This window comes from Amycolatopsis panacis (genome assembly GCF_003600245.1).
GTDB classification, from domain to species: Bacteria; Actinomycetota; Actinomycetes; order Mycobacteriales; family Pseudonocardiaceae; genus Amycolatopsis; species Amycolatopsis sulphurea.
The window spans coordinates 1-20,264 of record NZ_QZFV01000092.1; the positions used below are offsets into that span (position 1 = coordinate 1).

At 68.8% G+C, this 20,264-nt stretch carries 23 protein-coding genes and 1 pseudogene; 14 read left to right on the forward strand and 10 right to left on the reverse strand.

The window, feature by feature from the left end; translation table 11 throughout:
• On the forward strand, positions 1-703 hold a 703-nt coding region (locus tag D5S19_RS18965), incomplete at its 5' end, for an NBR1-Ig-like domain-containing protein (protein ID WP_120024682.1).
• Positions 704-869: 166 nt separating this feature from the next.
• Here D5S19_RS18965 and D5S19_RS18970 read toward each other — a convergent pair.
• Positions 870-1,853 carry a GlxA family transcriptional regulator gene (locus tag D5S19_RS18970; RefSeq protein WP_120024732.1) on the reverse strand — a complete coding sequence of 328 codons (984 nt, stop codon included), beginning with the start codon at positions 1,851-1,853 and terminating at the stop codon, positions 870-872.
• Between the two features lie 110 nt (positions 1,854-1,963).
• On the opposite strand from D5S19_RS18970, the gene D5S19_RS18975 reads away from it, so the two are divergent.
• The 5 genes from D5S19_RS18975 to D5S19_RS18995 all read left to right on the forward strand — a co-directional run bounded on the left by D5S19_RS18975 (position 1,964) and on the right by D5S19_RS18995 (position 5,599).
• Positions 1,964-2,893, forward strand: coding sequence for an SRPBCC family protein (locus D5S19_RS18975; protein WP_120024683.1), 930 nt, complete (start codon positions 1,964-1,966; stop codon positions 2,891-2,893).
• 111 nt (positions 2,894-3,004) lie between these two features.
• On the forward strand, positions 3,005-4,642 hold the full coding sequence (locus D5S19_RS18980; RefSeq protein WP_120024684.1) for an acyl-CoA carboxylase subunit beta: 1,638 nt from the start codon (positions 3,005-3,007) through the stop codon (positions 4,640-4,642).
• A gap of 7 nt (positions 4,643-4,649) precedes the next feature.
• Positions 4,650-4,862, forward strand: coding sequence for an acyl-CoA carboxylase subunit epsilon (locus tag D5S19_RS18985; RefSeq protein WP_120024685.1), 213 nt, complete (start codon positions 4,650-4,652; stop codon positions 4,860-4,862).
• Positions 4,863-4,958: 96 nt separating this feature from the next.
• The gene (locus D5S19_RS18990; protein ID WP_120024686.1) at positions 4,959-5,360 is read left to right on the forward strand and encodes a hypothetical protein; all 402 of its coding nucleotides are present in this window, start codon (positions 4,959-4,961) and stop codon (positions 5,358-5,360) included.
• Positions 5,357-5,599, forward strand: a complete 243-nt coding sequence (locus tag D5S19_RS18995; RefSeq protein ID WP_120024687.1) for a hypothetical protein — start codon at positions 5,357-5,359, stop codon at positions 5,597-5,599. Before D5S19_RS18990 ends, D5S19_RS18995 begins: the two co-directional genes overlap by 4 nt.
• Before the next feature lie 80 nt (positions 5,600-5,679).
• Here D5S19_RS18995 and D5S19_RS33230 read toward each other — a convergent pair whose 3' ends face one another.
• From D5S19_RS33230 to D5S19_RS19030, 8 genes and pseudogenes are all read right to left on the reverse strand, one after another.
• Positions 5,680-6,084, reverse strand: a complete 405-nt coding sequence (locus D5S19_RS33230; protein WP_233574033.1) for a hypothetical protein — start codon at positions 6,082-6,084, stop codon at positions 5,680-5,682.
• Between the two features lie 65 nt (positions 6,085-6,149).
• Positions 6,150-6,488 (reverse strand): annotated as a pseudogene (locus tag D5S19_RS33235) (TetR-like C-terminal domain-containing protein); the annotation flags it as partial.
• Between the two features lie 84 nt (positions 6,489-6,572).
• On the reverse strand, positions 6,573-7,325 hold the full coding sequence (locus D5S19_RS19005; RefSeq protein WP_120024688.1) for an ESX secretion-associated protein EspG: 753 nt from the start codon (positions 7,323-7,325) through the stop codon (positions 6,573-6,575).
• Between the two features lie 9 nt (positions 7,326-7,334).
• Complete coding sequence (locus tag D5S19_RS19010; RefSeq protein WP_120024689.1) at positions 7,335-8,705, reverse strand: hypothetical protein; 1,371 nt, start codon at positions 8,703-8,705, stop codon at positions 7,335-7,337.
• The gene (locus D5S19_RS19015) at positions 8,705-9,340 is read right to left on the reverse strand and encodes a DUF3558 domain-containing protein (protein ID WP_120024690.1); all 636 of its coding nucleotides are present in this window, start codon (positions 9,338-9,340) and stop codon (positions 8,705-8,707) included. The genes D5S19_RS19010 and D5S19_RS19015 overlap by 1 nt, the downstream gene beginning before the upstream one ends.
• Complete coding sequence (locus D5S19_RS19020) at positions 9,337-9,669, reverse strand: hypothetical protein (RefSeq protein WP_120024691.1); 333 nt, start codon at positions 9,667-9,669, stop codon at positions 9,337-9,339. Before D5S19_RS19020 ends, D5S19_RS19015 begins: the two co-directional genes overlap by 4 nt.
• Before the next feature lie 266 nt (positions 9,670-9,935).
• Entirely contained in the window at positions 9,936-10,283 is a 348-nt protein-coding gene (locus tag D5S19_RS19025) for a hypothetical protein (RefSeq protein ID WP_120024692.1), read from the reverse strand.
• A 216-nt stretch (positions 10,284-10,499) separates the two neighbouring features.
• Positions 10,500-11,522: a cation diffusion facilitator family transporter gene (locus D5S19_RS19030; protein WP_120024693.1), complete on the reverse strand. Its 1,023-nt coding sequence runs from the start codon at positions 11,520-11,522 to the stop codon at positions 10,500-10,502.
• A 120-nt stretch (positions 11,523-11,642) separates the two neighbouring features.
• Here D5S19_RS19030 and D5S19_RS19035 point away from each other — a divergent pair, with 120 nt between their 5' ends.
• The 6 genes from D5S19_RS19035 to D5S19_RS19060 all read left to right on the forward strand — a co-directional run bounded on the left by D5S19_RS19035 (position 11,643) and on the right by D5S19_RS19060 (position 17,272).
• Positions 11,643-12,014 carry an ArsR/SmtB family transcription factor gene (locus tag D5S19_RS19035; protein ID WP_120024694.1) on the forward strand — a complete coding sequence of 124 codons (372 nt, stop codon included), beginning with the start codon at positions 11,643-11,645 and terminating at the stop codon, positions 12,012-12,014.
• The gene (locus tag D5S19_RS19040; RefSeq protein ID WP_120024695.1) at positions 12,011-12,436 is read left to right on the forward strand and encodes a YkvA family protein; all 426 of its coding nucleotides are present in this window, start codon (positions 12,011-12,013) and stop codon (positions 12,434-12,436) included. The genes D5S19_RS19035 and D5S19_RS19040 overlap by 4 nt, the downstream gene beginning before the upstream one ends.
• Before the next feature lie 144 nt (positions 12,437-12,580).
• Positions 12,581-13,204 carry a PadR family transcriptional regulator gene (locus D5S19_RS19045; RefSeq protein WP_120024696.1) on the forward strand — a complete coding sequence of 208 codons (624 nt, stop codon included), beginning with the start codon at positions 12,581-12,583 and terminating at the stop codon, positions 13,202-13,204.
• Complete coding sequence (locus D5S19_RS19050) at positions 13,185-14,807, forward strand: DHA2 family efflux MFS transporter permease subunit (RefSeq protein ID WP_120024697.1); 1,623 nt, start codon at positions 13,185-13,187, stop codon at positions 14,805-14,807. The genes D5S19_RS19045 and D5S19_RS19050 overlap by 20 nt, the downstream gene beginning before the upstream one ends.
• Before the next feature lie 400 nt (positions 14,808-15,207).
• Positions 15,208-15,837, forward strand: a complete 630-nt coding sequence (locus D5S19_RS19055) for a Maf family protein (RefSeq protein ID WP_120024698.1) — start codon at positions 15,208-15,210, stop codon at positions 15,835-15,837.
• Positions 15,838-15,925: 88 nt separating this feature from the next.
• Entirely contained in the window at positions 15,926-17,272 is a 1,347-nt protein-coding gene (locus D5S19_RS19060; RefSeq protein ID WP_199730566.1) for a dicarboxylate/amino acid:cation symporter, read from the forward strand.
• A gap of 19 nt (positions 17,273-17,291) precedes the next feature.
• Here D5S19_RS19060 and D5S19_RS19065 read toward each other — a convergent pair whose 3' ends face one another.
• The gene (locus tag D5S19_RS19065) at positions 17,292-18,014 is read right to left on the reverse strand and encodes a hypothetical protein (protein ID WP_120024700.1); all 723 of its coding nucleotides are present in this window, start codon (positions 18,012-18,014) and stop codon (positions 17,292-17,294) included.
• Positions 18,015-18,064: 50 nt separating this feature from the next.
• Here D5S19_RS19065 and D5S19_RS19070 point away from each other — a divergent pair, with 50 nt between their 5' ends.
• Both D5S19_RS19070 and D5S19_RS19075 read left to right on the forward strand, forming a co-directional pair.
• On the forward strand, positions 18,065-18,355 hold the full coding sequence (locus D5S19_RS19070) for an SAV_915 family protein (protein WP_199730567.1): 291 nt from the start codon (positions 18,065-18,067) through the stop codon (positions 18,353-18,355).
• A 102-nt stretch (positions 18,356-18,457) separates the two neighbouring features.
• Positions 18,458-20,248, forward strand: coding sequence for an acetyl/propionyl/methylcrotonyl-CoA carboxylase subunit alpha (locus D5S19_RS19075; protein ID WP_120024702.1), 1,791 nt, complete (start codon positions 18,458-18,460; stop codon positions 20,246-20,248).
• Positions 20,249-20,264: the final 16 nt, after the last annotated feature.

The following is a 20,264-nucleotide window of genomic DNA, read 5'->3' on the forward strand; positions in this document are numbered from 1 at the left end:
GGCGGTCGGCGGCAGCCGCTTCCCCTCCTGGGACACCACCCGGGAGTTCGTCCGCGCGTGCGACGCGGACGAACTCCCGTGGCGGCAGCGCTGGGAGGACCTCAAGGGCCTGCCGGTGGCGGCTGCTGAACCACCGGCTGTTGCCGAATCAGCGGCAACCGCTGAGCCGTCGGCCACTACTGAACCGCCCGGTCCCCACCCGCCCGCGCTCGTCCCGGAATCGCGACGCCACCCCCGGCGGAAGTACGCGTTGGCGGTCGCCGCGATCGTGACCGTGGTGCTCGGCGGGGTGGCCGCGTTCGTGGTGCCGAGGCTCGGTACCCCCAGCGGGGACATCAGCGCCCGTGTCTCCGGGGACAACACGAAATTCGTCGCCGATGTGACCGTGCCGGACGGCACCGTGCTCCACACCGGCGAGACCGTGCAGAAGGTGTGGGAGATCGAAAACGCCGGCTCGGTGGTCTGGCACGAGCGGTACCTCCAGCGAATGGACCTGCCACCGGCGCCGGGCACCTGCCGCACCCCGGACCGGGTACGCATCGGCGACACCGCGCCCGGCGAGCACGTCATGATCAGCGTCTCGGTCACCGCGGCGGACAAGCCGGGCGCGTGCTGGATCGGCTGGAAGATGGTGGACGCCGCGGGCACCGAGCTCTTCACCACCCGCCGTCCGGTGTACGTGCTGGTCACCGTGGCGCCTTGAGCGTCAGGACGTTGTCAGATTCTGTAAGACCCGGCATGGCTGGTACCGGACACCCGGCGCCACGGACGAGGATGGCTTATGCGTCCGAAGGCATTCGTCATCCGCCTTCGCGATCCACTGGGGGTCGGTCCGTGGCAGCTTCCCCCGCTGCCACGGACCGTCGATCTCAGGCGCTCCGGCGGAAGGTCGTACGGTAGGCGCTCGGCGAGACCCCGAGCGCGCTCTGCAGGTGCTGGCGCAACGAGGCCGCGGTGCCGAACCCGGCTTCGGCGGCCACGCGATCGATCGGCAGCTCCGACTCCTCCAGCAGCTGCCTCGCCCGCTCCACCCGCTGCTGGATCAGCCACCGCACTGCGGACATGCCCACTTCGTCGCGAAAGCGCCTGGTGAACGTACGCGTGCTCATGGCCTCCTTCGCAGCCAGCTCCCGCAGCGTGAGCGGCAGGTGCAGATGCTCCAGCGCCCACGCCCGTGCGGTCGCGGTGGACGACGACCGCGGCTCCGGCACCGGACGACGGATGAACTGTGCCTGCCCGCCTTCGCGGTGTGGGGACACGACGGTGCCGCGCGCGACCTCGTTGGCCACTGCTGCGCCGAAGTCCCGCCGGATCAGGTGCAGGCACAGGTCGATCCCCGAAGCCACTCCCGCCGACGTGAACACGTCGCCGTCTTCGGTGTAGAGCACGTCCGGGTCGAGCAGCACCTGTGGGTACGCGCGTTGGAGTTCGTCGGCGGAGCGCCAGTGTGTGGTCGCCCGCCGTCCGTCGAGCAGCCCGACTGCGGCGAGCACGAACGCACCGGTGCAGATGGACGCGATCCGGGTACCGGGCCGGACCAGAGCCATCGCCTGCGCGACAGGCGGTGTCAGCGGTCGCCCGGCAGCTTCGTACCCCGCTGACGACGCGGTGACCACCACGGTGTCCGCTTCGGCGATTGCTTCCGGCCCTTGGGCGATGGGGATGACGAAGTCGGCGTCGGTGCGTACGGAGCCCGGCTCCGGCGTACACGTGACGACCTCATACAGCGGTTCCCCGGAGACCGACCTCGCCTGCCCGAAGAGCCGCTGCACGATGCCCAGCTCCATCACGAGCATGCCGTGGCGCACCAGGACGGCGACCTTGTGCCGGTCGGGATGACGAAAGACGGACATGGCCTGATTCTTCCACAGGCCGCCCATCCGGCCACGTCACAGCAGACTTGACCCGCATATGCCTCGATGGTTATATGCGGGTGACGGCACCCCCGACGAACGAGGCGGTCATGTCCCCCGAGCTGCAGACCACCGGCTCCGGCCGGCCCCGCGTGAGGCTGACCCGGCGGCTGCCCCACCCCCCGGAGAAGGTGTGGCACGCGGTCACCAGCCCCGACGAACTCGCGCACTGGTTCCCCGCCGCGGTCACCGTGCCCGAACCGCCCGCCGCCGGTGCACGGCTGGTGTTCACTTTCACCGAGACCGGGGACAGTTCGGAAGGCGAGATCCTGGTTTACGACCCGCCGTCGGTCTTCGAGTTCGCCTGGAATTCCGACGTGGTCCGGATCGAGGTGACCCCGGCGGGCGAGGGCAGCCACCTCGAATTCACGCACACCCTCAACCGCGGCGAGTCCGCGATCGCACGGCTGGCCGCCGGCCGCCACGCCACCGGCTGGGACGTCTGCCTCGACGCGCTGGACGCCTGGCTCGCAGGTCACCCGTTCACGCCGCCCGGGCAGTGGCACGCGCGCATGGCCGCCGCAGTCGAACGATTCGGCCTGGCCGAGGGCGAAATCCTCGACGACGGGCGGAAGATCCGGTTCCGCCGAGACCTGGTCTGGCCCCCGCTCACGGACGCGTGGCAGCACCTCCCCGCAGTGCCCGTGGCTGCCGAGGTACTCGAGAGCCGCGAGCCGGAAGTACTGGCGCACACCTGGATCCACCAGGGCGAGCCCGCCGGGCAAGTCCGCTGGGAACTCACCCGCGACCCGCTCGACGGCGTCCGCGTCGAACTCACCCAGACCGTGCCGAACGAACTCGCCGGGTTGCTACCGGATCTGCTGACCGCCCGGCATGAACAGCTCGACGCGCTTTTCGCCCGTTCCTTCGGCGAGGAAGCGGAGCCGTGGTCAGCCTCCCGCGTCGCCGCTGTACGACACCGATACGCCGCTCGCGGCTTGCACGGCCGACGCCGTGAAGGGGCCCTTCACGGACTCTGAGTCCGTGAAGGGCCCCTTCACGGCTTTCCGACGCGACTGCACGTCTCGACGGCTCTTGAGGGAGGTCTACGCCACACGCGAAGCGACCACGCAGTAGTTAAGCTCCGCCTTATGAGCAGTGCGACGCAGCCGCTCGGGACACCGCCCGAGGGAGAACCGGACATCCACACGACGGCCGGCAAGCTCGCGGATCTGTACCGCCGTTACGACGAGGCGGTGCACGCCGGTTCGGACCGCGCCATCGAGAAGCAGCACGCGAAGGGGAAGAAGACCGCGCGTGAGCGGATCGAACTGCTGCTCGATGAAGGCTCCTTCGTCGAACTCGACGAGCTGGCGCGGCACCGCTCCACCAACTTCGGGCTGGAGAAGAATCGTCCGTACGGCGACGGCGTGGTCACCGGTTACGGCACTGTCGACGGACGGCCGGTGTGCGTGTTCAGCCAGGACGTCACGGTGTTCGGCGGCGCGCTCGGCGAGGTGTACGGCGAGAAGATCGTCAAGGTGATGGACCTGGCGATCAAGACCGGGCGCCCGATCATCGGCATCAACGAAGGCGGCGGCGCGCGGATCCAGGAAGGCGTGGTCTCGCTCGGCCTGTACGGCGAGATCTTCCGGCGCAACACCTTGGCTTCCGGCGTGATCCCGCAGATCTCGCTGATCATGGGCGCGAACGCGGGCGGGCACGTGTACTCGCCGGCGCTCACCGACTTCGTGGTGATGGTCGACGAGACCTCGCAGATGTTCATCACCGGCCCGGACGTGGTGAAGACGGTGACCGGTGAGGACGTCACCTTCGAGGAGCTGGGCGGCGGGCGTACGCACAACACCAAGTCCGGCGTCGCGCACTACCTCGGTTCCGACGACGAGGACGCCATCGCCTACGTCAAGGAACTACTCTCCTACCTGCCCCAGAACAACCTGTCCGAGCCTCCGGAGTTTGACGCCGAGCAGCCGCCCGCGGGCTTCTTCGACGACGCCACCGAGACTGACCGCGAGCTGGACACGCTCATCCCGGACTCGCCGAACACGCCGTACGACATGCACGAGGTCATCACCCGCGTACTCGACGACGGTGAGTTCCTGGAGGTGCAGGAGCTGTTCGCGCCGAATATTCTCGTCGGCTTCGGCAGGGTAGACGGCCAGAGCGTAGGCGTGGTGGCAAACCAGCCGACGCAGTTCGCCGGCTGTCTCGACATCGACGCTTCCGAGAAGGCCGCGCGGTTCGTACGGACCTGCGACGCGTTCAACATCCCCGTACTCACCTTCGTCGATGTACCCGGCTTCCTGCCCGGTACCGACCAGGAATGGAACGGCATCATCCGCCGTGGCGCGAAGCTGATCTACGCCTACGCCGAAGCCACCGTCCCGTTGATCACCGTGATCACGCGCAAGGCGTACGGCGGCGCGTACGACGTGATGGGCTCGAAGCACCTCGGCGCGGACGTGAACCTGGCGTGGCCGACCGCGCAGGTCGCGGTGATGGGCGCGCAAGGCGCCGCGAACATCGTGCACCGCAAGACCCTTGCGAATGCGGCCAAAGAGGGCCAAGACGTCGACGCCCTGCGCGCCGACCTCATCCAGGAGTACGAGGACACGCTGCTGAACCCGTATGCGGCTGCCGAGCGTGGCTATGTCGATTCAGTGATCGCGCCCGCACACACTCGCGCCCACATCGCGAAGGCACTCAATCTGCTGCGTACGAAGCGAGAGTCCCTGCCCCCCAAGAAGCACGGCAACATCCCCCTGTGAGGCTTCGATGAGCGACGCTCCCCTGCTCCGCGTAGTACGCGGCAACCCTGACGACGCCGAACTGGCCGCCCTCACCGCCGTCGTCGCAGCAGCCGTCACTGCGACCACGCCGGCACCGAAGCGACGGCGTACGTCGTGGTGGAACGACCGTCAGCGGAGTACGCATGCTCCGCTGACGCCTGGTGAAGGCGCCTGGAGAGCGTCGGCGCTGCCTCACTAAGGTCTCTACAGCCCTCAGGGTTTCTATTTGTTCTAAAATAGTGCTACTCTCACTGCTGACAACCACACGCCTTCACTTGTCAGCGGAAGAGGGGCCATGGCCAACACCAGGACTATTGAGGTCTCAGACGAGACTCTGGCGCGCGTACGTCTGCTCCAGTCGGCTTGGCAGGCCTCCGCCGACGCTGTCATCGACCGCTTGCTGAATGCCTTTATGCAGTTCGACGCGGCCGAGCCAGACCGGCTCGAGGTCCACGCGACCTACGACGGAAACCTCGTCAAAGGCTCCTTCGATGTGCGCACGCGGCACCTGACGATCACCGAAGGCCCGCTCGCCGGGCAGTCCTTCAAATCGCCGAGCGGAGCGGCCATGGCGCTCGTGCGGCATTTGAACCCCGAAGTGCACAACAATCGCAACGGGTGGACCTTCTGGACGATCACCGGCACCGGCCACCCGCTGCAGACGGTGCGGTCCGACGGACCCCGGCGATTCACATGAACGCCCTCGTCGTTCTGGTGATCGGCGCCACCTCAGCCTACGTTCTGCTGATGGCCGTCTTCGGCTACCTCGCGCGGCACGCGCAGCGGAATGCGCCGCCGGAGAAACAGGTCGAAGTCCTCGATGCCATCGCACGACTCGCCGCCCAGCTGTTCCGGCTGTTCCCCTTCGCGCTGGGGCAGCGGCGTCATCGCTCCGGCGAAATCGCTGCCCCCTCCCCGGAAAAGCAGCCAAGGTGAGCAAACACGCTTTCAGCGGGCAAGGGCTCGTGGCAAGCGCCTAGCCAGTTCTCAAGAGTTCTCAGCGAGCGCCCTTGAGGTCAGCGGCGGTGCTCAGCCTCATCGGGAGCATCCGCACCCGCGCGGGCCAGCAGTTCCTCCCGGGTGACCACCCCACCCGGCCGGATACCGCGCAGCAGCAGGAAATCGCCCGGTTCGGCCTGGTCGTGGACGATCTCCACATCCTGCACCTCGTGACTGTCTGTCCATTCGATGCGAACCAGGCAGCCACCGGTCCGGGTGAGTTCGTGCACCTGCGGCACGGTCGCGAGCCGCGCCTTCGGTACTTGCTGCCACCGGCCCTGCAGAAACCGCCAGCGATCCGCCTGCTCGGACGCGCGGAAGTGCCGGTCCAGCCGATCAACCCGGCCTTGGAAGGACCGGACCGCGACTCCGGCGAGCACCGCGAGCACAACCATGCCGAGCAGCCAGAACACTGCTTCCATGACCTCAAGATCTTACCCGTCCCGGCCGAGCCCGCCGAAAGATCGCTCGACCAGCGCATCGTGAACTCGCGAAGTACGGGGGCTCCGGTGACGAGCACGCGGTAGTGAATCGGCGCCGGCAGCTGCTCGACCGCCTGCGCCACATCGAAATCCGCCGGGAGTTCCCCACGCTCGACGGCGCGGTCGAAGGGGAGCCGGTCGCGGGTGCGCCGGCCGCGCAGATGTTCCGTCCGCAGGCGTGCGGCGAGGTCCGGATCGTGCTGCGCCTGGCCGAGCAGGACCCGGAGCATCGCCCCGGCGTCGGCGGTGGTGAGGAATTCGGCCACGGTGGCGAGGTACTCGCGCAGGCCGGTGGCGAGATCACCGTGGCCGGGCGGGACCAGCTCGTCGGCGAGGGCGTCCATCAGAATGTCCACTTTGGACTACCACCAGCGGTGGATGGTCTGCTTGGCAACCCCGCCCGGTCCGCGAGTAACCTGCCGGGTTCGTCAGGCGAGCCCGTTGACGGTGAGGTTGAGGGCGTCGATGAGCGTGGCGCGATTGCCGGGGCACATGGTCGCTTCCTGGCAGCCGTTGGTGTCGGTACTGGCGAAGGCGAGGATGCGCCCGGCTCTGGTGAGGTCGTAGACAGTGAGCGGGGTGCTGCGGATGCGGTTGCCCCCGTGGCGGGTAGCGGCGTAGAGCTTGTGCACGGCAGCGCGTTCAGTGCGGCTGAGGTGCCGCATCTGGTCGGCCTGCCCGGATGCTTCCGAAAGCGGGTCGACACTGCGACCGTTGAAGCAGGCCACCGGCACCCTCAGGTGGCTGATCCTGGCGGGCGCGTAGTCGGGCAGGGCGCCGGCAAGGCTCGCCGCCAGTTCGTGCGCCGGGATCGGGTCAAGCTGGATCGACCGGTGGTCGGTGATCAGCCGGACGGCGTCGCGGCCTGCGGAAGCGACAAGCGCAGCACCATTGTCGTCCGGACGGTGAACGAACGAGGTCCAGCAGTACAGCTCCCTTTCGGGCGCGGCGAGCAGCTCCAGCGTCGCCCGGAACTGCGGAGTCAGCCGTCCGTCCGGTGTGGCCAGTCGCAGCGCCTCGAACCGGGACATTGTGCGTCGTGCCAGTTCCCGGGAGAAGTCCGCGGTCGCGTAGGTGTCGTCCGGGTCGATGACGGGCGGCAGCGTGCCCCCGCCGACGTGGTTCCACGCGACAAAGAACGCCGGGCGCGGGATGCGCACCGGCCGGTCGGGAATCGTCACCGTGGTGTCTCAGCCGCCGATGGTCGGAGGCGTGGGCGGGAGCCCGGTGCGCGGGTCACGCAATCGGCCGTCCTCGTCGTCGGTGATGTCGAACGCGGAATCGTCGTCCTGCACGTATTTCCGCTGGTGTTCTTTGTCTTCCTCGCCTTTGCCCTTGCCACCCCCGGCTCCTATGCCGCCCATTCCGGACGATCCTTTGGCCCCGGTCGCGCCCCGGGCCGCTGCCGCGTTCGCCGCACCGCGAGCCCCGGCTTCCTCCCCGGCGAGCGCACCAGAACCCACGCCCGCACCACCAGCGGCGCGGCCACCCATGCCGCCGGCCAAACCACCCGGACCGCCCGTCGGGCCGAACCCACCAGCCGATCCACCGATGGGGCCGAACCCGCCGATCAGGGCCGGAGACCACGAGTTCCCGCCACCACCAGCCGGAATCGAGGACGAGGGAATCCAGCCCGAGCCCGGTCCGGTCGTCCGGCTCGGGTCGGGCGGTGTCCATGCCGCCGCCGTCGTGCCCTCGCCCAACCCGGGTCCCACCGGGTGGTTCGGCGGCTGGTAGGTCGGCAAGGGGCCGCTCGAACCGGGCGGGGGAGGCGTGCTGCCGGGGTAATTCGGGGTGAAGGTGGTCGACGGCCCACCGCGTGTGTGCGACGGCCCGAACCCCGACCGGGGGTGACCAACGGGTCCGTGCCCGTCCTCCGGACCGCCCGTCGTCTTCGTGTCCGGCTCCGCAAGGGTTACGTCGCTGTCGAAAGCGGTCAACCGGCCGTAGTCCGTGGCGAGTGTCTGCCCGCTGGTCTGGGCGTGCCGGATATAGCCGTGGTACTTGTCCAGGTTCTCCTTGACCACCTTGTTGTATTGGTTGATCTGGTCCTCGGTGTCGGTGTCCCACCACGTCGCCTCGTCCCAGAAGTTCTTGTGCGGCGGCGCATCCGGCATCGGCTGCAGGCTCCGCTTCATCGCATCGAACCCGTGCGCGAGATCGGTCAGGTTCTGACTGTTGCCGGTATACGTCTGCGCGGCAGCCGTGGTGGCGTCCGCGAACGGCTTGATCCGCGCCTGCGCCGCATCGGCACCGCCGCCGCTCCACGCCGACTCCAACCCCGCACTCAACTGCTGCACCCACGCACCGGCCTGATCATGGTCACTCGCCATGCTGGTGGCCTGCTGAGCACCCTGATGCCAGCTCTGCGCGCCCTGGCTGGCCAGGATCTTCGCCACCAGCTCCGGAGCCGGGACCGCGTTGTCGCCGAGGTTGCCGTGATAGAGGTCGCCGAACCAGTGCCCCACGTCGCCGGCCAGGTCCCCGGCCCAGTCCGCGGCGTCCTCCAGCGCATCCCCGACCGCTTTCGCCGCGTCGCCGACCACATCGAAGAACGACATCACGCACCCGCCTTGCGCTTCAGATTCGTGACCACCATGCCCGCCACCCGCTCCGACAGGACGCACGGATCAACCTTGCCCTGCTTGGCATCACCGGGAGTCAAGCCCAGATCAACGGTCAGGTCGTCCGCGATGCCCACGCTCACCTGACACAACCCATCCCGGATGCTGGTCTGCGCATCGGAGGTCGAGAACGCGATCGCGGGAAATCCCTGGATGGGCGGCAGCACCCGCCACACCTTGGCCTGCGGTTTCGAGTTCCGGTACAGCCCGCTCAGTCCATGATGCGGCTGCGTCGCATAGAAGACCGACAGCCCCGCCCCGGAGTCGATGTTGCTCCACCTGCACTCCGGGCCGATTCCGGGGAGCGTGTTCGGTTTGCCTTGGGGCACCATGCCGAAAATCTGCTTGAGCTGGTCGGAGGTCAGCGCCTCCTGACAGGGCGGCCCGGACAGCACTGACGCCGGCAGCGGATGCTCCACCTTCGGCGCCCCGCTGTGCGGCAACGCCGCGGCCGACGACGCCTGCACCGGCGCGGCACTCGCCGGAGCAGCCGCCGGCCCCCTCGAACATCCCGCGCCAACCGCCACGACCACAGCCACACCCAGAACAGCGATGAGCGTTCGGCGCGTCATCCCGCGAACCCCCCACCCTGTTCGCCTGCGTTCGTCACGTCGGTTGTGGCCTGCTCATCCGATGCCTCGGTGATCCCCAGCGCCTCTTCCAGCCGATGCACCAGCTCCTTGGCATAGGTGTACTCCTGGTTGACCTGCTCCTCACCAAGGACGAACGTGCCCTTCGGCTCACCCCGGTTGACCAGCAGCTTGTTGTAACCGTTACTGCCCGGCTCATCCGCCGGAGACGTCAGCTGCGTCAGATCATGCGCCCTTTGCCGCATGCCGGAGAAGTAGTCGCGGACATTCTTCGCCAGCTTCAGCATCGACAACGCGTCGTCACGGCTCATGGTGAACCCAGGGCCACCCGACGAACCGCCCCACCTGATGCGCCGCCGCCCACGGCGGCACCTCCCGCGCCGAACGCGTCAGTGATGGTGAACCCCAGCCCGTCGAGCCACCCCGGCCCCTGTGCAGGTTGAGACACTGTGCTTACCCCTCCCGATGGTCTACGCCCGCCCAGCGGGCAGTTGGTCCAGTCCATACGCACTGGCCGACAAGCACCGTAGCGGACCAGTCACACAGAGGTGGCCGGTTCATCGGAAAGGGACGACCGTCACTCAGGAGACGGGTCCTGGGGCATCAGCCCGGCATGGCGACGCGTCATCGCCTCATACTCGACCCACGCACGAGAATTATCCGGACCACCAGCCGCCAGCATCTCGTCATACGCGAGACCCTGCGCCGCCATCACATCAGCCGCCTGCCCCATCGTCCGCCGCAGCCACACCGCCTTCTCGCGCAGATCGGCCGGATACGGCTCCCCGTACTCAGCCAGCTTGTCAAACAGACCGATCATCGTGGTCTGCAAGTCAGCGGTCCGCCGCGCCCACAGAGCGTGCTGACGGTAATAGTCGCCATACTCCAGCTCCGCGCCGTCGCCGGCATCACTCGGTCCGTCCATCCCTCCACGTTAGCGCCTGCCGAATTCGGCTCTATGGATCAAGGCGCGCCGCCTGACGGCGTGCTGCCGCATCCACGGCTCCGCCGTGGGGCGTGCACTGGTCTCTCGGACTGAGTGCCGCCGCGCTCACCGCCGGCACCGGTATCGCGGGCTGGTTCTCTTTATGGGGCCGCAAAGCTCGCGCCACCAGGGAGGAGCTGCGGCAGGTGACCCGGCTCAGGGAGTGAGCGCGGGCTCGGTGTGCACGGTCGCCGCGGCCAGGCGGGGAGTTGCGCGGCGGAGGTGTTCCTCGACCTCGTGTGCCAGCCGGTGGGCCTGGTCGATGGTGAGGGTGTCGTCGACACGGATGGCGAGTTCCGCGTGCAACCGGTGCCCGATCCACCGCATCCGGAGATCGGCCACGTCGTGCACGCCGGGAACCGCGCGGGCGGCCTCCTCCGCACGGTCCACAGTGGAGGGTTCCACGCCGTCGAGGAGGCGGCGGAAGACCTCCTTCGCCGCGTCGCGCAGCACCAGCAGGATCGCCGCCGTGATGACCAGCCCGATGATCGGGTCGGCCAGCGGGAAACCGGCCCAGACGCCCAGCGCGCCGAACACCACGGCGAGCGAGGTGAACCCGTCCGTACGGGCGTGCAGGCCGTCCGCGACGAGCGCGGCCGAACCGATCTGCCGCCCGACGGTGATGCGGTACCGCGCGACCAGCTCGTTGCCCGCGAACCCGACGACCCCGGCCAGCGCGACGACCCACAGGTGCTCGACCGGCTGCGGATCGAGCAGCCGCTGCACCGCTTCGTACGCGGCCAGCGCGGCGGAACCGGCAATGATCAGCACGACGACCACCCCGGCGAGATCCTCGGCGCGGCCGAGTCCGTACGTGTAGCGCCGCGTCGCAGCCTTGCGCCCGAGCAGGAACGCGAGTCCGAGCGGTACCGCGGTGAGCGCGTCGGCGAAGTTGTGGATGGTGTCGCCCAGCAGCGCGACCGACCCGGTGATCACCACGAGCACCACCTGCACGACCGCGGTGGCGAACAAGGCGAGGAACGACCGTACGAGCGCCTGTACCCCGCGACGGCTGGTCTCAAGCGCGTCGTCGACCCGGTCGGCGCTGTCGTGGCTGTGCGGGGTGAACGCATGTCGCACCGCCTGCCACCGCTGGGCGAACCACCCCACCGGCACCTCCGAAGTGCCGTGCCCATGCCCATGACCGTGGCCGATGGGGTGTTCAGATGATCCGGACATGCCAATCCTCGGGTCACAGGGGCCACGGCGTGATCGCGGCCGATCGAGTCGAACCGTACCAGCATATCTGCGTATGCACGCAGGTACGTACCCAAGCAGCCAACCAGGTAGGCTCGGTCCATGCATTCCGCGCTGCCCGAGTTCGACATGCCCAACGAGGAGCAGGTGCACCTGGCCGCCGAGTCGTTCCGCCTGCTCGCCGATCCGACCCGGATCAAGGTGCTGTGGGCGCTGCTCCAGGGCGAGTCGTCGGTCGCCTGCCTCGCCGAACTCGCCGGCGCGGCACCCACCGCGGTGTCGCAGCATCTGGCCAAGCTGCGGCTCGCCGGGCTCGTGAAGGGCCGCCGTGAAGGCACGTTCGTCTTCTACTCCGCCGCAGACGACCACGTCCGCAGGTTGCTCGCCCAGGCACTGCACCACGCGGATCACGTCGACCGGGACCTGCCCAACGGACCGGGCGGACATCCCGAGCAGCACCGGCCGCGAGCGTGACCGGCTCGTTCTGGTGGGACCTGCTGATCAGCGTCAGCGCAGCCCTCGTCGCAGCCTGGCTCGCGCTCATCGTGGTACTGATCGTGGTGCGGCCACGAAAAGGGCTCCTGCGTGAGGCCATCCGCCTGCTGCCGGACGTACTGCGCCTGATCCGCCGCCTCGCCGCCGACAAGAGCCTCCCGCGCGGAATCCGCATCCGGCTGGGGCTGCTGCTGATCTACCTGGCCTCGCCGATCGATCTCATCCCCGACTTCATCCCCGTGCTCGGCTACGCCGACGACGCCATCGTCGTCACTGCCGTGCTCCGCGGTGTCGTCCGCCGCTCCGGGCTTGCCGCGGTTCGTGCTCACTGGCCCGGCACCGACAGCGGATTCACCGCACTGACACGGCTGACCGGCCTGAATCCCGACCACAGGTCATAAAGGAGGCTGTGAAGGGCCCCTTCACGGCCTCAGAATCCGTGAAGGGTCCCTTCACGGCGCCGCCAGCGTCGTCATAACTGGCCAGAGCAATATCCCGGGCCGTATAGTCCGTACGGAATAAACGACCTGGAGGACCTGCCGGCCATGGTTTCGCCCAAGCTGACCCCGCTCGGGGTCGCCGTGCTCGAACTGCTGCACGAGCGGCCGATGCACCCCTACGAGATGGCGCAGCTGATGCGGGAGCGGTACGCGGGCAATCGCGTGAAGCTCACGGCCGGCTCGCTCTACCACACCGTGGATCGGTTGCTGCGCAACGACTATCTCGAAATCATCGAGACCCAGCGGGACGGCAGGCGGCCGGAGCGCACGGTCTACGCGATGACCGAGGCCGGCCGGGACGCGTTCGTCCAGCGGGCCCGCCAGATGGTCGGCGACATCGCCGAGGAATACCCCGAGATTCTCAGTGGGCTCGCCGTGCTCGGCGAGCTGGGGCGGGAGACCGCGCTGCTCGAACTGGAGCACCGGAGCACCAAGCTGCGCGCGGCCATCGCGGCCGACCAGGTGATCCTCGAACGGGTCCGCCGGGACGGCACCCCGGAGATCTACTGGCTCGACGTCCGGTATGCGGCCGCGCACCGGGAGTTCGAACTGACCTGGGTCGAGCAGCTCTACGCCGATCTGTCCGAAGGCCGCATCCCGTTGCGCGGCCACGCCGCCGATCCGAAACTCGAGCTCGTCAGGGAAAGCCATGACCGCAAGACCGGTTAACCCGTGGGCCGCGCTCGGCGCGCTGTGCCTCGGGTTCTTCATGATCCTGCTCGACACCACCATCGTGTCGATCGCGATCCCCGCCATGCTGCGCGATCTGCACGCCGAGCTGAACGCGGTGGTCTGGGTGACCAGCGTCTACCTGCTCACCTACGCGGTACCGATGCTGTTCACCAGCAGGCTCGGCGATCGCTTCGGGCCGAAGCGGGTGTTCCTCGCCGGGCTCGTCGTGTTCACCGCGTCCTCGCTGTGGTGCGCCTTGTCGGGCAACGTCGAAATGCTGATCACCGCCCGCGGCGTGCAGGGCCTCGGCGCCGCACTGCTCACGCCGCAGACGCTCACGTTCATCACGCACCTGTTCCCGCCGGCCAAGCGCGGCACGGCCATGGGTGCCTGGGGCGGGGTCGCCGCGCTCGCCACGATCACCGGCCCGCTGCTCGGCGGCGTGCTGGTGCAGCACTTCGGCTGGGAGTGGATCTTCTACGTCAACGTGCCCATCGGCGTGATCGCGATCGGGCTGAGCCTCGCGCTGGTGCCGGACCTGCAGCCGAAGCACTCGCGATCGTTCGACGTGCCCGGCATTCTGCTGTCCGGGGCCGGGCTGTTCTGCGTCGTGTACGGCGTGCAGAACGGTCAGCAATACGACTGGGGCACGGTCTTCGGCGGGATCACCGTGTTCGAGATCATCGCCGCCGGGGTGCTGCTGCTGGTCGGTTTCGTGGTGTGGCAGCACTTCAACCGGAAGGAACCACTGCTGCCGCTCGCGGTATTCGGCAACCGCAACTTCTCCGCGGGCACCGCCACCGCGATCACCGTCGGCTTCACCCTGACCGGGATGTTCCTGCCGGTGGTCATCTACCTGCAGACGGTGCTCGGGCTCAGCCCCACCGCGGCAGGGCTGCTCACCGCGCCTATGTCGTTGATGTCCGGGGTGGTCGCGCCGTTCGTCGGCCGCGCCTCGGACCGGATCGACGGCAAGTATCTGGTGATGGGCGGGCTTTTCGTGCTCGCGCTCGGACTCGGGCTGATCTCCTGGCAGGCCCGCGCGGACACCTCGCCGGCCACGTTGATCCCGGCGCTGGTGGTCTGCGGCTTCGGCATCGGCTGCATCTTCTCGCCGATGAGCAACCTCACCATGGCGACGGTCCCGCGTGAGCTGACCGGCACCGCGTCCGGCATCTTCAACACCGCCCGTCAGATCGGCGGGGTACTCGGCAGCGCCGCGGTCGGGGTACTGCTGCAAGCCCGGATCAGCACCTCGATCGCCACCGAGGCGACCACCGCGGCAGCGCGGCTGCCCGAGCCGTACCAGACACCGTTCGCCGAGGGTATCGCGCGCGCCGCGGCCTCCAGCGGGGAGTTCGGTGCTTCCGGCGGCCCGGGGCCGATTCCCGGGTTGCCCGCCGATCTGGCCGCGCAGGCGGGCAGGCTGGCCGAGACCGCGGTCCACAATGGACTCACCGACGCCGCGCGGGTGACCTTGCTGCTGCCCATCGCGGTGCTGGCGCTCGGCGTGTGCTCGGCCGCGCTGCTGCGGCGGATCACACCCCTCGCGCAGAAGCCGAGCGCCGCGAACCGGCCGGAGTCCGCGTCGACGAACTGACTGCGGCGTGCCGGTTTCCCCGGTCCGGTGCGGGAACCGGACCCGGGGAAACCGGCACGTCCTACCGCGGGAGCAGGTCAGTCTCGGACGGACGGAGCGGCCTCCGCGCCGCCGACCGGGGCCGGGCGCGCTGCCGCGCGGTCCTTGCGTACCCGGGTTTTCGCCCACCACGGCACCCGGGATCGGAACATCGGGGTCGACTCCGTCACTCGCACCGTCATCGGTTCACTCGCACGGCCATCCGGCACCAGTCCCCTCCCGGCGCCGGTACGGACACCGTCACAGCCGGGACCACCGACCCCGGCAGAGCTATATGTTGTGGGCTACAACAAAGTTACCCCGCTCCCTTCCCTCGCGGGTCACGATTCGGCAACGAGCACGTCAGCGGTACCTTTCGGCCGTGCGCCTCGTTCTCGCCTCCCAGTCCCCCGCCCGTTTGGCACTGCTGCGCAGCGCCGGCCTGGACCCGCTCGTGGTCGTCTCCGGCGTCGACGAAGACGCGGTCGCCGCCGCGCTCCCCGACCCGTCACCGGACGAACTGGTCACCGCGCTCGCCACCGCCAAAGGGCACGCCGTGCTGGACCAGCTCGCCGCGGCCCATCCGGACGCGGTCGTCGTCGCCTGCGATTCGATGCTCTCGATCCACGGGGAGATGGTCGGCAAACCGGCCACCCCGGAGATCGCCCGGGCCCGCTGGGCCAAGATGGCCGGGAGTTCCGGCGAGCTGCTCACCGGGCACGCGGTGTTCCGCCTCGACGGCGGGCAGCGCACCGCCCAGGTCGCGGGCACCCGCCGCACCACCGTCCACTTCGGACAGCCCAGCGAAGCTGAGATCGACGCCTACGTGGCCACCGGCGAACCCCTGCAGGTCGCCGGCGCGTTCACGCTGGACGCACTCGGCGGCTGGTTCATCGAAGGCGTGGAAGGCGACCCGTCCAGCGTGATCGGGCTCAGCCTGCCCCTGGTCCGGCAGCTGCTGGCGGAGGTCGGCGTCAGTGTCGTGGATCTCTGGCAACCGTCCACATCCTGAGAGACGTTTCGCTCGAACGGGTGATGAAGAAAAGTTCTGTACGACCCACATCGGGCCGGACGAAACTTTTCAACCCAGGGGTGGCCACGTGTCTTTCTTCTCGACCTACACCAGACCAAGAGTGTTCGCTGCTTCGGTCCTCGGTTCACTGGTGGTGGGCGCCGGTTTCGGCATCCTCGCCCGCACCACCGGGTCGAGCGGGCTGACCGACGTGCTCGACCGGATCGGCACGATCTTCACCACGCTGCTGCAGATCGCGGTGATCCCGCTGGTCTTCACCGCGATCGTGGTCGGCATCACCAGCCTGCGCCGGCTCGGCGGCGGACGGAAAGCGGCCCGGCTGGGCGGGAAGACCGTGCTGTGGTTCGCCATCACCTCGTTCGTCGCGTCGCTGATCGGCATCGCCGTCGGCACGCTGTTCAACCCCGGCTCGGGCGGGCTCGGCGAGGGCGTGGCGGCGACCGCGAAGAACGCGGACAAGGCCGCGCACAGCGTGAGCAAGTGGGGTTCCTGGGACTCCTTCATCAAGGGCCTGCTGCCGGAGAACTTCTTCTCCGCCTTCGCCGAAGGCAGCACTTTGCAGGTGCTGTTCCTCGCCGTGGTGATCGGCGCGGCGGCGTACAGCCTCGGTGACAAGGCGAAGCCGTTCGTCGACCTCACCACGAGCCTGTTCGAGATCATCCAGCGATACCTCGGCTGGATCGTGCGGCTCGCGCCGATTGGCATCATCGGCCTGATCGGTGCCGCCGTGTCGAACTACGGTGACGCGCTGTTCCGCCCGTTGCTGTCCGCCACTCTCGCGGTGTACGTCGGCTCCCTGCTCGTGCTGCTGGTGGTGTACCCGATCCTGCTGCAGTTCGTGGCCAAGGTGAACCCGCTGGCCTTCTTCGCCAAGGCGGGCACCGCGATCCAGTTCGCGTTCGCCTCACAGTCAAGCTCCGCGACGCTGCCGCTGACCCGGCAGTCCACAGTGAACCTCGGCGTCGACCCGGGGTACGCCGCCTTCGCCACTCCGCTCGCCAGTGCGACCAAAATGGACGGTTGCGCAGCGGTGTTCCCGGCGATCGGCGCCATCTTCATCGCCAACCTGTCCGGTACGCCGCTGAGCTTCGGCCAGTACGCGGGCATCGTCCTGGTCGCCGTGCTCGGCGCGCTGGCGACCGCGGGCACGACCGGCTGGCTGACCGCGCTGACGCTGACCACAGCGTTCATCGGGCTGGACGCCAAGCAGGTGGCGCTGGGCATCGCGCTGATCTACTCGGTGAACCCGATCATGGACATGATGCGCACGGCGACGAACGTCGCGGGCCAGATCGCGGTGCCCGTCGTCGTCGCCCGTAGCGAAGGCCTGCTCGACGAAGGAGTACTGCACGCCAGCACGGCACGCCCGAAACACGGCGACGACGGCTCGGCAGCACAGCCGGCCCCGGCCTGAGCAGTGTCCCTGTCCGGACTCAGGAACCGTCCGGACAGGGACGCAACTGCGCCCGACTGACCTCCACCTCCGGCCAGCCGCGCAGATTGGACGGAGAGGTCACGGTCGTGGTGCAGCCCAGCAGGTCGCCGTTCAGCTCGTACACCTCGGCCAGTACCGGCGACTGCTGGCACTTGGGCGTGCCAGGCGTATCGTCCGGACATTCGTGCCGGACCAGGATCACGTCCGGGCTGCCGTCTCCGGTCACGTCGTTGAGCGAGAGCGTGCCCGCGTCGGCGAAGTACGGCTTCCCGTAATGGCTCCACGTACCGCCCTCGCCGATGAACAGCTCCCCGTACGCGCCGCCGCTCGTGTTCCCCCGGACCAGACAGGCCGCAGGGGACCCGTCGACGCACCGCAGAGAATGGTCGGTCAGCTTCGCGCCCATCCCGGTGATCGCCAGCTCGAAGTCGAGCACCGGCTGACCGCCCACCTTGACCCGGCCGCTGCCCCCGGAGGCGTCCGCCAGCAGCTTCACCGGCAGCCCGCCCACGCTGACGGCCGCCAGCTGACGGCACTGGTCGGGCCCGCACTTTTCGCCGTTCTGGGCAGGCGCCGCGGCCGGGGCACCGGACGACACCGGCGTGCTCTCCCTGCTCTGGCGCAACACCACGATCACGACGAGCGCGGTCGTCGCCACCACGGCGGCGGCGACCGCAGTGACCACTGTGGCCCGGGGCGCACGCTTCGGCGAAGTCGGCATATCCGAGACTGTAAGCGACCTCGCACAGCGTGTCCGTCTATGTTGTCCGGGTGACGAATCCGAACCTGCCTCCGGCTCTGTACCTGCCCACCGGCTCGACCGGTCCGACCACCGACGGCGGCACCGGCGCCGCGATCGAGCTGCGCCACACCCCGGACGGGCGGATCGCGCTCGTCGCGTTCACCGCGCTGGACCGGCTCGTGGACTGCTGCGGCGAACACCAGCCGTGGATCCTGGTCAACACCGAGCATCTGCCGAAGATCCACCAGGTCAACCCCTACGACGTGATCGTGCTCGACACCGAACTCCCGGTCGAATTGCGCCACGGCGCGCGGGTATGACGAACCCGCCGGGTGGTGGTCCAGCTCTCAACCGGGGGTCCTGACTGATCCGTAGACTCCCGAATGACCAGCAGTGCCGCTGAAGAATGCGGGAGGTACGGGGTGAGCGAGCAGGACATCGCGAACGCGGGCGGTCCGGTGACGAAGGTCCTGGTCGCCAATCGGGGCGAAATCGCGGTGCGGGTGATCAGAGCGGCCAAGGACGCCGGACTCGCCAGTGTGGCGGTCTATGCCGATCCCGATCGCGACGCACCACACGTGCGGCTGGCCGGCGAGGCGTTCGCGCTCGGCGGGGCCACCGCCGCGGAAAGCTACCTCGCCATCGACAAGATCCTGGACGTGGCCAAGCGTTCCGGCGCCGATTCGGTGCACCCCGGATACGGCTTCCTGTCCGAGAACGCCGAATTCGCGCAAGCGGTGCTCGACGCCGGGCTCACCTGGATCGGGCCGAGCCCGCAGGCGATCCGCGACCTCGGGGACAAGGTCACCGCGCGGCACATCGCGACGCGCGCCGGTGCGCCGCTGGTGCCCGGGACCCAGGAACCGGTCAAGGACGCCGAGGAAATCCTCGCCTTCGCCGACGAGCACGGCCTGCCGGTGGCGATCAAGGCCGCGTTCGGCGGCGGTGGCCGCGGGCTGAAGGTCGCGCGCACTCGCGAAGAGATCCCGGAGCTGTTCGAGTCCGCCACCCGCGAGGCCGTCGCCGCCTTCGGCCGTGGTGAGTGCTTTGTGGAGCGTTACCTGGACAAGCCGCGGCACGTCGAGGCGCAGGTATTGGCCGACCAGCATGGCAACGCGATCGTGGTCGGCACGCGCGACTGTTCTCTGCAGCGCCGGCACCAGAAGCTGGTCGAGGAGGCTCCCGCGCCGTACCTGTCCGACGAGCAGCGCGCGCGGATCCACGAGTCGGCCAAGGCGATCTGCAAGGAAGCCGGCTATTACGGAGCGGGCACCGTCGAGTACCTGGTCGCCACGGACGGCACGATCTCCTTCCTCGAAGTGAACACGCGGCTGCAGGTGGAACACCCGGTATCGGAGGAGACCACGGGGATCGACCTCGTGCGCGAAATGTTCCGCATCGCCCGCGGGGCAAAGCTGCGCATTCTCGAAGACCCGGAGCCGCGCGGGCACTCCATCGAATTCCGGATCAACGGCGAGGACCCCGGCCGCGGCTTCCTGCCTGCCCCGGGCACGGTCACCCGGTTCGCCGCGCCGAGCGGCCCCGGCGTGCGGGTGGACTCCGGTGTGGAGTCCGGCAGCGTGATCGGCGGCCAGTTCGACTCGATGCTCGCCAAGCTCATCGTCACCGGCTCGGACCGGGCCAACGCGCTCGAACGCAGCCGTCGCGCGCTGGCCGAGTTCGAGGTCGAGGGCATGGCCACCGTGCTGCCGTTCGACAGGGTGATCGTCGACGACCCGGCGTTCGTCGGCGACGAGCACGGGTTCGCCGTGCACACCCGCTGGATCGAGACCGAGTTCGACAACCGGATCGAGCCGTTCGCCGCGCCGGACACCGAGGCCGAGGAGCAGCAGCCGCGGCAGAACGTGGTCGTCGAGGTCGGCGGACGACGGCTGGAAGTGTCCCTGCCCGGTGATTTCGCGCCGGTGGGCGGCCCGGCGGCCGCCGCGAAGGCGAAGCCGCGCAAACGGGCCGGTGGCGCGAAAGCCGCGGTGAGCGGCGACGCGGTCACCGCGCCGATGCAGGGCACCATCGTGAAGGTCGGCGTCGAGGAAGGCCAGCACGTCGAGGCGGGCGAGCTGATCCTGGTGCTGGAGGCGATGAAGATGGAGAACCCGGTCACCGCACACAAAGCGGGCACCGTGACCGGCCTTTCCGTCGCCGTCGGCGCCACGGTGAGCCAGGGCAGCCCGCTACTGGAGCTCAAGGACTGAAGTTCCGGCGGATCTC